Below are 12,708 nucleotides of genomic sequence, written 5' to 3' on the forward strand. Positions count from 1 at the left end.
AAACCATGTGTGGAATTGTTGGCGCAGTCGCTGAACGAAACGTCACCGCCATTTTGCTCGAAGGCCTCAAACGCCTGGAATACCGCGGTTACGACAGCGCCGGTGTGGCGCTCTTCACCAACGCCGGCAAGCTTGAGCGCATGCGTCGCCCGGGCAAAGTCAGCGAGCTGGAGCAAGCGCTGGCCGGTGAGCCGCTGATTGGCCGCCTGGGTATCGCCCACACCCGTTGGGCTACCCACGGCGCACCGTGCGAACGCAACGCTCACCCGCACTTCTCCGGTGACCTGGCGGTTGTCCACAACGGCATCATCGAAAACCACGAAGTGCTGCGTGAACAACTCAAAGGCCTGGGTTATGTCTTCACTTCGGACACCGACACCGAAGTCATCGCCCACCTGCTGAACCACAAGCTCAAGGACCTCGGCGACCTGACCAACGCTCTCAAGGCCAGCGTCAAGGAGCTGCACGGCGCCTATGGCCTGGCCGTGATCAGCGCCAGCCAGCCTGACCGCCTGGTCGCCGCCCGCAGTGGCAGCCCATTGGTGATCGGCCTGGGCCTGGGCGAGAACTTCCTCGCCTCCGACCAACTGGCCCTGCGCCAGGTCACTGACCGCTTCATGTACCTGGAAGAGGGTGATATTGCCGAGATCCGTCGCGAAAGCGTGTCGATCTGGGACGTTAACGGTAAGTCCGTAGAGCGTGAAGCCGTGCAGTACCGCGACGGTGCCGAAGCCGCCGACAAGGGCGAGTTCCGCCACTTCATGCTCAAGGAAATCCACGAGCAGCCGGCCGTGGTGCAACGCACCCTGGAAGGTCGCCTGAGCCAGAACCAGGTATTGGTGCAAGCCTTCGGCCCGCAAGCCGCCGAGCTGTTTGCCAAAGTGCGCAACGTACAAATCGTCGCCTGCGGCACCAGCTACCACGCCGGTATGGTTGCCCGTTACTGGTTGGAAGAACTGGCCGGCATCCCATGCCAGGTTGAAGTCGCCAGCGAATTCCGCTACCGCAAGGTGGTGGTGCAGCCCAACACCCTGTTCGTCACCATCTCCCAGTCTGGCGAAACCGCCGACACCCTGGCCGCCCTGCGCAACGCCAAGGAACTGGGGTTCCTGGGTAGCCTGGCGATCTGCAACGTGGGCATCAGCTCCCTGGTGCGCGAGTCCGACCTGACCCTGCTGACCCAGGCCGGTCGCGAAATCGGCGTGGCGTCCACCAAGGCCTTCACCACCCAGTTGGTCGGCCTATTGTTGCTGACCCTGTCCCTGGGCCAGGTTCGCGGCACGCTGGAAGACGGCGTCGAAGCCAAGCTGGTGGAAGAACTGCGCCGACTGCCGGCCCGCCTCGGCGAAGCACTGGCTATGGACAGCACCGTGGAAAAAGTCGCCGAACTGTTCGCCGACAAGCACCACACCCTGTTCCTTGGCCGTGGCGCGCAATACCCGGTGGCGATGGAAGGCTCGCTCAAGCTCAAGGAAATTTCCTATATCCACGCCGAAGCCTACCCGGCCGGTGAGCTCAAGCACGGTCCGTTGGCCCTGGTAGATGACGACATGCCAGTCGTTACCGTGGCGCCGAACAACGAACTGCTGGAGAAGCTCAAGTCCAACCTGCAGGAAGTGCGGGCCCGGGGCGGCCAACTGATCGTGTTCGCCGACGAAAAGGCCGGCATGACCAATGGCGAAGGCACCCACGTCATCAACATGCCGCACATCCACGACACCTTGTCGCCGATCCTCTACACCATCCCGCTGCAACTGCTGTCGTACTACGTTGCCGTGCTCAAGGGCACTGACGTTGACCAGCCACGTAACCTGGCGAAGTCGGTGACGGTGGAGTAAGCCTCACCGGTACTAACAAAACCCCCGATATTCGGGGGTTTTGCTTTTTCAGCCTACCGGGCATCGGGTCTTGCCGTTTCTGTGGACTAATTCCGGGAGTATTCCCCCGCTTTCCCCCTAGAATGTGCCCTGTGGATAACTAGCCAGGGAATGCCGTCACCATGAACATAGAACTGCTGATCGCCGGTATCGTGGTGCTGATTATTGTGGTCGGCCTGTTCGGCTGGCTGGTAGGCGTCTACAACGGCCTGGTGATGCGGCGCAACGATGTGGATAAAGCCTTCGCCAACATCGACGTGCTGCTCAAGCAACGGGCTGACCAGATTCCCGACCTGATGCGCGTGGTGCAAACCGCGATGAACCATGAGAACGCGCTGTTCACCCGCCTCAGCGACGCCCGCACCGCCTACCTCAACGCCAGCAGCCTCACCGATAAGGTCGATGCCTCCAATCAGCTCAATACGGCGCTCAAGTCGGTGATTGCGGTGGCCGAGAATTATCCGACGCTGATCTCCGGGCCCAACATGGTCGAGTTGCAGCAGGCGATCTCGGCGGTGGAAGAACGCATCGCCGACCGCCGCGAGTTCTTCAACGAGTCGGTCAACCTCTACAACATTGCCATCGCGATTTTCCCTGATCTGTTCTTCGCAAAGATGCTCGGTTACCAGCGCATCCCGTTGCTGGCCATCAGCGCCGAAGAAACCCGCTACGAGGGCGTGAAGCTTGAGGTGCCGGGGGCATGAAAACCACTCAGGCAGGCGTTGTCGCGAAAAAGCCGGCGTGGAAAACCCTGGTGGCACTGGTCTTTCTCGCCGGCTTTATCGGCCTGATGGTCTACGCCCCGACGATCCTGGTGGCGCTGTTTTTCCCGGTATGCATTTTGATCGGCCTGCTGGCCAGCTTCGGCCCCAACTTCTATCGCACCGAACAGCGTCTGGCCACCAGCCAGATGCGCTCCTTGGCCATGGGTCTGGTGGAAGTGAACGGCAAGGTGATCGTCGACAAGCCCCTGATCTCCCCGGTTGGCGGCAAGCCTTGCGCCGGCTATGTATGGATCATCGAGGAAGGCACCAAAGACAAGGACGGTGATTGGAGCTGGAGCCAGGTCTCTGCGCAGGCTCGCTGCAATGACTTCCGCCTGCAGGACGCCACCGGGGAAGTGACAGTGATTGCCGAAGGCATCGACCTGTTCGGCAAGAAGCGCCCCGACGACCACGAATGGATCAGCAACTCCCGTCGCCAGGGCGAAATCCTCCTCACCCAGGATATGCAGGTGATGCTGATTGGCGACGCCTGCGAGCGTGAGGGCAAGACGGTAATTGCCCAGGGCCGGCAACGTGACGCGGTGTTCGGCCTGGCCGAGACCAAGGATGTGGAAAACCGCCGGGTGCTGGCGCCGCTGTGGCGCGCGGGCGGCTTCTACGCGGTGGTGGTGGGTTTGATCGGTGTCGGCATCATGGCCATGACCCCGGAACATTTTGCGCAGCTGCATTTGCCGGGCCCCGCCACTTACCAGCAAATGGCGGCGCTGAACCCGGCCTATCGCTTTCTGGCCTGGTTGTACCGTGACAACGGCTTCGTGATTCCCTTCATGGCCGCGTTTGGCTTCTTGCTGTCGATGTTTGTGGTGTTGCTCTCACTGCGGCTGTTGCTGCCCAAGGGCATGCGCCTGGCGGTAGGCCGTGTGCTGGGCGCCTGGATGGGCCTGGGCATGGTGATTGGCGGCGTGGTGACCTTGCTGCTGGTGGTGGCCCAGGTGGACACGATGAAGGTGTTCCTGGTGTGGATGATGATTCTGCTGGGCACCCTGGTGTTCTCGATTTTTGAGCAACGCAAGCTGGGGGTGGCGTACAAGCATTTTACAAAAGACGCCGGCACTGCCAGTTTTGGCGACGAAGACGCCTGATCAGGGCACAAACTCCACCTTCAAGCCCCGGCTGGCGCTACGGCCCTGATCATCAGTGACCCGCAACCGATACTCTCCCGATTTACCCGGCCGCCAGTTCAATGTGGTTTGCGGCGGGCCCTGGCCGATCAGCGTCTGGTCGGCAAACCAATACAGCGTCAGTGCATCACTGGCCGCGTTGGCGTTCAGCGGGATGCTTTCCTGTGGCTGGGACAGGCGCAGGTGATAGCTGACCTGGGTCAGCGGCGAGCGAATCTGCGGCGCCTCACTCTGGTCGCCAGTTCGATTGAGTTGGCAGCTTTTCAGCACATTGGGCGGCGTACGTCGTGGCAGCCCGGCGGCGCGGAACAGCCGCTGTACATCGCTGGGCCAGAATTCGAAGACTTCTTCACGGGTGTACTGCGGGTCGAACGGCGGGCAGGCGGCCTTGCCGGTGCGGGTGTCGATCAGCACCGGGCGGTGCAGGTTGGACACGCGAATCGGTGACACGCCGGGGATGTACCAGGTCTTGCGGGTACGTGGGCACCAGCGGTTGGGCAATTCGCCGGAAGCGGCGCAAACGTCGATACGGATCAGCCCGGCGGGCGGCTTATCGGGTTTGATCACCACATTGGGCAAGGCCAGGGGCAGGGCGTCTGCGATGCGGAAGAACAGCGGTGCCGCGGTTTTCGCGCCGATAAACTCAGGGTTCGGACGACCATCGAAGTTGCCCACCCACACCACCAGCACGTACGGGCCTACGAGGCCGGCGCTCCAGGCATCGTGAAAGCCCCATGACGTGCCGGTCTTCCAGGCCGTGCGCCAGTGGCGTCCCGGCAACCCGTCCGGGCGCGGGTTGCGCCGCAGCATGTCGCGCACCATAAAGGCGGCCTGCGGGGTGAGTAACTGCGCGCCAGTGGTTTGCGGCTGCTCCTGCAAATAGCGCAAGGGCCGTAAATGCCCGTCACCTGCCAACATCACATACAGGTGCGCCAGCTCCTCGGGCGTCATCTCGCCGCCACCAAGGGCCAGCGCCAACCCGTAATGGCTTTCGCCCCGCAGGCCCTTGATTCCGGCGCGTTGCAGCAAGCCGTAAAGTGACGGCGACCTGGTCTGACTGGCCAGCCACACCGCCGGGATATTGCGGCTGCGGATCAACGCATCGCGGGCTGTCACTGGACCGACAAAACTGCCGTCGAAATTTTCCGGCTGGAAGTAGCCGAAGTTACTCGGCATGTCCTTGAGGATGCTCATGGGGTGGATCACCCCTTGGTCCAGCGCCAGCCCATACAGGAAAGGCTTTAGGGTGGAGCCCGGCGAGCGTCGCGACAGCACGCCGTTGACCTGGCCGTGGATGCCTGTGGATAAGTAATCTGCCGAGCCCACCAGGGCTTTTACGCTCTGGTCGCGGCTGTCGACCAGGATCGCCGTGGCGTTTTCCACACCGCTGCTGCGGCGCTCGGCGATAAAGCCGGTGATCAAGCGTTCCAGCAATTGTTGCAGCGGCAAGTTGAGGGTGCTGTTCAGCTCGTTGCCGGCTTGCGACGCCAGTAGCTGTTCGCTCAGGTGCGGCGCCAGAAACGGGATCTGCTGGCGGTTGCGGGCTTCCAGTGGCAAGTCCAGCAAACTGTCGTTACGCGGGTCCTGTGGATAAGTTTCCCGCCAGTCGGCCATCATCCGCTGCCGGGCGGTTTGCAGCGATGGCCCGAAGCGCGCCCGGCGACCGGGTTGCTGGGGAATGACTGCCAGTGCCAGAGCTTCAGACAACGACAATTGCGCCGCTGACTTGCCGAAATAAATCCGGCTGGCCGCCTCGGCACCTTCGATATTGCCGCCCATGGGCGCCAGGTTGAGGTGGGCCTCCAGGATGTCGTGCTTGCTGTAACGCGCCTCGAGCCACAACGCCAGGGCCATCTGCTCCAGCTTGCCGGGTACCTGGCGGGTGTTGAGATCCCACAGGCGCCTGGCCAGCTGCATGGTCAACGTCGAACCGCCCTGGCGCTGGCCGCCGCTGTAGGTGGCCATGGCCGCCCGCAGCAACGCCGGAGGATTGACCCCCGGATGCCAGTAGAAATTGCGGTCTTCCTTGAGCAGCAGCGCTTCCACCAGGGACGGAGAAATCCGCTCCAGTGGCAGCCACAGGCGATATTGCCCGTCAGCCGCCAGGGTCATGCGCAGCAGCGAGCCGTCGTCGGCCAGCACCACCCGTGAGGAGGTGGCTGCCTGTTCCAGCGGTGCATGGGGCCACAACCGCAGCCCCGCCAGAATCAGCGCCGCTGCCAGCAGCGGCGTCAGGCGTTTAAGGCTTGGTAATTTCAAGCTGGCCTACTTTGCCGCGTCCTTGCAGGGTGGTTTCGTACATGCCCTCGGCGTAGGCCGGTGGCGTATTGAAGGTACCGGCGTTGGTGGCGCGCACGCGGTACACGAAGGTGCCGACATCCCGCAGCGCGGTGCCGTACAACACCACTCGGTCATCACGCACGTCGACATAGTCCGGCTGCCAGTTGCTCAGGTCGGTCTCGCCGATCGGCGCTTGCCAGGCATCGGCTTCCTCGGTGTCTTCGCTGGTTTCAACGTACTCCGAATCGTCACCTTCGCTTTCCTCGCTGCTGGCCGCTTCCGGCTCTGGCGGCAAGTTATACACAGGCTCGACGCCGCCCGGCAGCAGGTCGACCACGGCCACTTGTTGCACCTGATCACGGTCGGTGGCCCGCAAGCGCAGGCGCACCAGGAACTCGTCACCTACTGCGACCTTGCTGACTGGGTTGCCTTTGAGGTCGAGGTATTCGTGGATGATTTCCAGGCCGTTGTTGATCGGCTTCAGCGTGGTGCCCTTGTCATAGCCGGCTTCGCTCAGCATGTAGAACGCCGCCGGGCCGTCGGATTTTTCCATCTGGAGTTTTTGCGTACCGGCAGGCACCGCCGCACGTGGCGGCTGGCCGGCCATCTGCAACAACTGTTGCTGCTTGTCGCTGAGCCACGCGGTGGCCTTGAGGGTCATGTCGCTTTGGGCGCGCTGGCCATAGTTGTCCAGGGCCCGCAGCAACAGCGCTGCCGACAGCGAGTTGTAGCGTTGCTCGTTGAGGCGCTTGCCGAGTTTATCCAGCAGGCTTGCCGGCACGTCGTCGAGCAACTCGGGGAAGTGCCGCGCGAGCAAATGCAGGTGCTCGGCGTCGTGCACCAGCGGGTCGTAATACAGGCCATCGCTGTCCCACTTATCCGACAGGGATAGCCACGGCACCTTGCGGAACAACGTATCGGCTTGGCGATCCTGCTTGAGCAACTTGTAGCTGGCGGCCAGGTACGCTGCGCCAATGTCGTTCTGCCAGGTGTCCTTGAAGTAGCTCTCGTAGCGCTCGCGGATATCGCTCAAGGCGCCGCTCACCAGAATCCCCTGACGGCTCAACAGGTAACTGGCGTAGGCGCGGTTGCGCAATTCCGACAGGCCTTCACTTGGGCCGTTGGCCAGGTCGGTGAGGTAAGCGTTGGAGCGTTGCAGCAGGTCTTCCGGTACCGGCAGCCCGCGCTCCTTGGCTTCGATCAGGAAGTCGGTGGCGTACAGGCTGGCGTACGGCGCCACGTCCGGGTTGGCCGCCCACAAACCGAAACCACCGGCCTGGTTCTGCCGCTGACGCAGCATGCGCACCGCGCCGCTGAAGGCTTGCTCGGCCTCGGGCGCGTTACCGCCCCAGATCAACGCCGGCATGGCCTTGGACACCAATTGCTCGGTGCACGCGTAGCCGTAGTCATCCAGGTAATGCTTGAGGCCGTTAGCCCATACCAGTGGCGAAGCGGCGACACCCAATTGCACATCGCGCAACTGGCCGAACAGCTCGCGGGTCGGTTTCAATTCTTTGCTGGCGCTGTCGAAACGGCCCAGGCTCAGGGCGACCCGATGCTCGCTCAATGGCCGGATCGACGTGGTTTCCGCCACCTGGATACGCTTGCCATCCGGCAGAACCGCGACGAAGCGCAAGTCGGCCGAACCGAGGTTTTCCCCGACCTTGATCTTGAACTCGGCGACGCCTTCCTTACGCGGTTGCAGCGCCAGGGTGCTGGCCTTGTCGCCTTGCACCTGCAGGCCGTCGCTGGTCTGCACTTCAAACTTCACGTCCGCCGCGGCTTCCAGGTTGCTGAACACCCCGGCGCTGACGCTGAACACATCGCCCGGCGCGACAAAGGCCGGCACGTTCGGGGTGATCACCAGCGGCCCGCGCACTTCGGTGTTGGCCTCGCTGACACCCACGCTGTCGCTGTCCACGGCCACCGCAAACAGGTGCAGTTTACCGTTGAAGCTGTCCGGAACCTGATAATGCAGCACGGTTTCACCGGCCGGCAAATCGACCAAGCCCGACCACCAGGCCACTGGCGGCTGATGTTTACGCTTGAACGGGTTGAGGTGGTTGGCCAGGGCGCCTTCGGTATCACCACCGGGCGCTGCCCCACTGAGCAGGCGGCTGAATTCCGGCAGGATCAGGTCAAGGATCTGACTGGTGCCAACCTCCAGCGCACGCTTCTGGAAGAAGAAGCCCAGCGGGTCTGGCGTCTGGTAGCGCGCCACTTGCAGGATGCCTTCGTCCACCGCGTAGACCACTGCGCGGCCAGGGCGGTCGGCGTTGACCTTGATGTCCAGGGTCTGCCCCGGCTCGATCTTCGCCGGGCCTTCGACTTTCAGCGCCATGCGCCGCGCATCCAGGTTGATGCTGAACGGCACCACGCCGTAGGACAGCGGGCTCATGTACACCTCAGGCGAACCGATGTCCCGCACAAACTGCACGTTGATGTAGGCATTGCCCTCAAGCCCCGCAGGAACGCGGATATGTTGCACGCTGTTGGTGCTGTCGGCCTTGAACCACTGCTGGGTGTAGACCTTGTCCCGCTCGATGGTGATCAACCCGGCGCCGGTGTACGGCGCGCGAATGCTGATGGCGATCTCATCACCGGTGGCGTAGCTGCGTTTATCCAGGCGCAGTTGCAACTCGGCGTTGCGCTCGAGGGAGCGCGAAGTGTTGCCCCGGCCTGCGACGCTGTAGTCGATCTGGTTCAGCAGGTTGCCGTTGGCGTCCTTGAGTTGCAGGGTAAAATCGCCCGGTGCGCCGGTGTTCAGGGTTTGTTTGGCGCCGTCCTTGGTCATCACCACCGGTGAGGCCGGTTGGCTGATGTTCTTGATCCGCGACTCGTATTTGTAGGTGCCGTTGGATTGCTTCACCAGCACCGAGACGTAGCGGTGCTCGACCACTTCACTGGTCAGGCCGTCGACTGCGACAGGCGTGAGGTCTGGCGCCACGGCCAGCCATTGCACCTGGCGTGGCGCGTCCTTGGCGACGAAAGACAGCGAATCCTGGCTCTTCACACCCACCAGGTACTGCGCCGCCGACACCAGCAACGCGCTTTGCGCGGCGACGTTGCGACCGCCTTCGGCTTCGTACACCTGGGTCATCACTTGCAGGCGGTAGGTGCTGTTGGCGAAGCGTTGCAGGTTGAGGTCCAGCACGGCCTGGCCGTTGTCGTCGACAGTGGTTTCGGCCAGGTCTTCGGAGCTGGCTTCTTCCAGTGAATCATTCAGGCGGAAGCGGTAATCCGGGTAGCGATCAAAGGCTGCGAGCGTCGGGCTCAGGGACATTTTTGCCGTGACGCGACGGCCTGCCGCCGGAGCGCCGAACAAGTGCATCGCGGTGACCTTGGCCACCACCTGGTCCGGCGGGATCCAGCCCAGCACCGGCGTGTCGTGCAGGCTCAGGCTGACTTTCATCCGGTCCGGCTCAAAGTCGCGGACCTTGAAGCTGACGCTGCCCAGGTCGGTGCGTCGCTGCTTCTCGCCGATCAGTTGCAGGGTTGCGGTGTAGTCCCCGGAAGGCGCGACTTCGCTGCTTGGGAAGTCGAAGGTCTCAAAACCGCTGGCGGAGAGTTTCAGTGGCTGGCGAATCACTTCCAGGCCGCGTGGGTCGGTGATTTGCAGCTCAACCGGCAGGCCTTGCAGCGCGCCTTTCCAGTCGCCGCTGCGCACGATCATGCCCAGGTGTGCAGTTTCGCCCGGCCGGTACAGGCCACGGTCGGTAAACAGGTAGGCACTGAGGCGATTGATCGCACCGTCTTCTTCCAGGCCGCCTACATCAAAACGCGACAAATCCAGCTGCTGGGACTGACGGGCAATCGGCAGGAAGGATTGGTCATTGCCGCGACTGACCACATACATCAACGGCGTTTTCTCACGGCGCAGTTCATCCAGCTTGGCAAAGTGCGCGTGGCCTTCGGTGTCGGTACGGCCACTGGCGACCGGCAAACCGTTGCGGCCGATGATGTCGACCTGGGCGTCGGACACCGGCGAGCCGTTGCCGATGGACTGCACGTACACATCATGGCTGCCATCGCTGGAGCGCTTGGCGATGATGCCCAAGTCGGTGACCACGATGAACCGCAGGTCGCTGGTGGTGTTGTGCGAGTACTCGAAGGTGCGATCGGCCGGGTCGTCCTGTGGGCTGAGCTTGAGCACAAAAATGCCCCGGCGGCCGCCGTTGGCCGTCAGGTAGCTGCTCAGGTCGACGTTGTCGTAGACGGTTTTTGACGGGTCAGCCGCTGACAATGGAATGTCCAGGCTCTGACGCTCCACCATCCGGTCAAAGTAGTCATTGGCAAAATTCGGTCGGGCAAAGCTGCCGCTGCTCTGGTCCACCAGGTGTTGCAACTGGTTGGGCAGCAGGCGGGCGATTTCTACGTGGGCGCCGGGCACGCCACGGGCCATGAAACCCAGGCGTTTTTCGCCGGTGAGGCTGAGCAGGGCGCCGTCGGACAGGAACTGCAACGTGCGCGGATAGGCCGGCATGCTCACCAGGGAGGCTGTCGGATTTTTCGCCAGGTAACCGCCGATGGCTTCCAGGTTGGCCGGTACCCGCACATACAGGGCACGGCCAGGCGGGGCCTTGAATTTGAAGGCGTGCAGGGTGTTCAGCGGTTCGACGCTTGGCACGTGGGTCAGCTTGACCTTGGTGCTGCTGGCCAGCAGCTTGTCGTCGATGTCTTGCAGGTTCCAGGGGCGGGTATCGTCCTGGGCTTTTTCCGGCAGCATCCAGGCCTGCACCTTGTTGGCGATGGTCTCGTCGGCCACGGCGCTGGAGCTGCTGAACATCAACACCGGCTCGGGCTCGCCACGCTCGTTGTCGACAAAGCTGACTTCGGCGCCGGTAAAGGTCAGGCGATAGCGGCCGGGCACGGTGACTTCGGCCACCAACGGTGCAGGGCTGGCGTTGCCGCCGTCACGGGCCTTGATGCCTTCATCGAGCTTGGCACTGACCGGGGTGCTTTCCAGCGGAGTGGCCAGGGCGGCAGAGCGCACAAAGGCGTTGAGCTTGTGCTCGTCGAAGGTGACTTCCGGGCGGTTGGGCAGTTGCGCATCGCGGTAGGCCAGGCCTTTGCCGAGGGTGACCGAGGCACGCTTGCGTACGCTGTCTTCGTCTACCGGGTGGGAAAAGTGGAAGGTCGCTACCAGCTGCTTCTGCGTCGGGTTGCTTGGGTCTTGGTACAACTCGTTTTGCGTCAACGTCGCGCGGAACGGCTGGGTGGAGAATTGGCTGCTGTATTGGCTGAGCAGCACGCCATCGGCCAACAGGTTTTTCTTGGCCAGGTCGATGGAGTAATGAGCATCGACGGGCCAGTCTTTTTCCGGCGTGAACACCAGGCTGTGGTCGTCAGACCAACGCCAGGTACCAGCAATGGTCGGCTTGAGGGTAATGCCTTCGGTGACCGGTTTGCCAATGGCCGCCAGCGGTGCCACGGATTCGGAGAAGCGCACCTGCAAGTTATCCACAACCGGCTGCGGCTGGGTGTAATCCGTCAGGTTGGGCTTGTGCAGCGAATAGCCCACGGTATGGGGCTGCGGCAGGTGGGAATACCAATGCCAGCCATAAAAGCCTGCGGCCACCACCAATACCAGGCCCAGTACACCGCCTGCGGCCTGGCGCGGATAAGCCTGGGCCTTGTGGCCAACGTTAACCAGGCCGTTGCCTGCGGCTTGCAGCCAGCGCGGCGGTTGCCACTGGCCGAACAGGCTGCGCGCCAGCCATCGCACGGCGTTGAACAGAACACTCACCACTGAGATTAAGGCCCCGAAAAAACGGCGGCTGGTCGCTTTGAACGAATCAAACATGGTGAGCATCCCTGGCAATGTGTCGCGTATCTTACACGTCTCTTTGATACAAAAGATGACGGCAAATACGCCGTGCAGCTCAGGCTTGCTGCACGAAGGTGAGGCGTATCGCAAAACCGATCAAAAGACTGCCAAACAGCCATTGCTGAAGACGCTGGGCCGACGGGCTGCGCTCCAGCCAACGGCCGATTCGGGCGCCGGCCAGGCCGTAGCAACTGTCGAATGCCAGGCCGACGGCCACTAGAATCGCGCCCAACGTTGCGAACTGCGCCGTCACCGATGCGCCGTGGGGATCTATAAATTGCGGCAGCAATACGGAGCAGAACAGCAGCGCCTTGGGGTTGAGCAGGTTGGTCAGCAGGCCGCGTTGGAAGGCTTCACGCCAGGCGTGCGTCGGTACGGTTCCGTCCTCGGCGTTCAGGTTAGGCAGCAGGTTTGAGCGCAGGCACTGCACGCCGATCCACAGCAGATACGCCGCACCGCCCAGACGCACCACATCGAAGGTCCAGGGCGCGACCTTGAACAACGTCGCCAGGCCCATCCCCGCCAACGCCACATGGCAGGCCCGGGCCAGGCCCAAACCCGCAGCTGTTGCCAGTGCCATCGCGTTGCCCTGACGGGCGCCGGTTTGCAGCAGCAGGATCATGTCCGGGCCGGGTAACAGGTATACCACCGCCAACGCGACTAAAAACAACCAGAGTTCTGCCATGTGCCTGCCCCTTGCGGTACGTGATTCGTAGGGCAATTTTAGGGGCGAAGGCGGGGGCAGGTGCTTGCGTAGTCAGCCGGAAGAGCGTCTAGTCTTGGCACAATCTGCCACCTTTACCGGGCGAAACACTTCA

The 12,708-nt window shown here is 62.6% G+C and carries 6 protein-coding genes; 3 read left to right on the forward strand and 3 right to left on the reverse strand.

Features of this window, described 5'->3' with window-relative positions:
* Positions 1-5 precede the first annotated feature (5 nt).
* The 3 genes from glmS to CEC48_RS00470 all read left to right on the forward strand — a co-directional run bounded on the left by glmS (position 6) and on the right by CEC48_RS00470 (position 3,744).
* Complete coding sequence (glmS, locus tag CEC48_RS00460; protein WP_088421954.1) at positions 6-1,838, forward strand: glutamine--fructose-6-phosphate transaminase (isomerizing); 1,833 nt, start codon at positions 6-8, stop codon at positions 1,836-1,838.
* Between the two features lie 161 nt (positions 1,839-1,999).
* Positions 2,000-2,581, forward strand: coding sequence for a LemA family protein (locus tag CEC48_RS00465; protein ID WP_088421955.1), 582 nt, complete (start codon positions 2,000-2,002; stop codon positions 2,579-2,581).
* Positions 2,578-3,744 carry a hypothetical protein gene (locus CEC48_RS00470; RefSeq protein WP_088421956.1) on the forward strand — a complete coding sequence of 389 codons (1,167 nt, stop codon included), beginning with the start codon at positions 2,578-2,580 and terminating at the stop codon, positions 3,742-3,744. The genes CEC48_RS00465 and CEC48_RS00470 overlap by 4 nt, the downstream gene beginning before the upstream one ends.
* Here the strand turns inward: CEC48_RS00470 and pbpC are convergent, their stop codons facing one another.
* From pbpC to CEC48_RS00485, 3 genes are all read right to left on the reverse strand, one after another.
* Positions 3,745-6,042, reverse strand: a complete 2,298-nt coding sequence (gene pbpC, locus CEC48_RS00475) for a penicillin-binding protein 1C (protein WP_088421957.1) — start codon at positions 6,040-6,042, stop codon at positions 3,745-3,747.
* Complete coding sequence (locus CEC48_RS00480; protein WP_088422220.1) at positions 6,023-11,866, reverse strand: alpha-2-macroglobulin; 5,844 nt, start codon at positions 11,864-11,866, stop codon at positions 6,023-6,025. Before CEC48_RS00480 ends, pbpC begins: the two co-directional genes overlap by 20 nt.
* A gap of 79 nt (positions 11,867-11,945) precedes the next feature.
* Positions 11,946-12,575, reverse strand: coding sequence for a LysE family translocator (locus tag CEC48_RS00485; RefSeq protein WP_088421958.1), 630 nt, complete (start codon positions 12,573-12,575; stop codon positions 11,946-11,948).
* Positions 12,576-12,708 lie beyond the last annotated feature (133 nt).

The sequence above is a fragment of the Pseudomonas sp. K2I15 genome (genome assembly GCF_002204795.1).
Lineage (GTDB): Bacteria > Pseudomonadota > Gammaproteobacteria > Pseudomonadales > Pseudomonadaceae > Aquipseudomonas.

What these genes read in the sequence shown, in the direction of transcription:
- CEC48_RS00465 (WP_088421955.1), top strand. Translation starts at nt 2,000, where the DNA reads ATGAACATAGAACTGCTGATCGCCGGTATCGTGGTGCTGATTATTGTG.
- CEC48_RS00470 (WP_088421956.1), top strand. Translation starts at nt 2,578, where the DNA reads ATGAAAACCACTCAGGCAGGCGTTGTCGCGAAAAAGCCGGCGTGGAAA.
- CEC48_RS00485 (WP_088421958.1), bottom strand. Translation starts at nt 12,575, where the DNA reads ATGGCAGAACTCTGGTTGTTTTTAGTCGCGTTGGCGGTGGTATACCTG.
- CEC48_RS00480 (WP_088422220.1), bottom strand. Translation starts at nt 11,866, where the DNA reads ATGTTTGATTCGTTCAAAGCGACCAGCCGCCGTTTTTTCGGGGCCTTA.
- glmS (WP_088421954.1), top strand. Translation starts at nt 6, where the DNA reads ATGTGTGGAATTGTTGGCGCAGTCGCTGAACGAAACGTCACCGCCATT.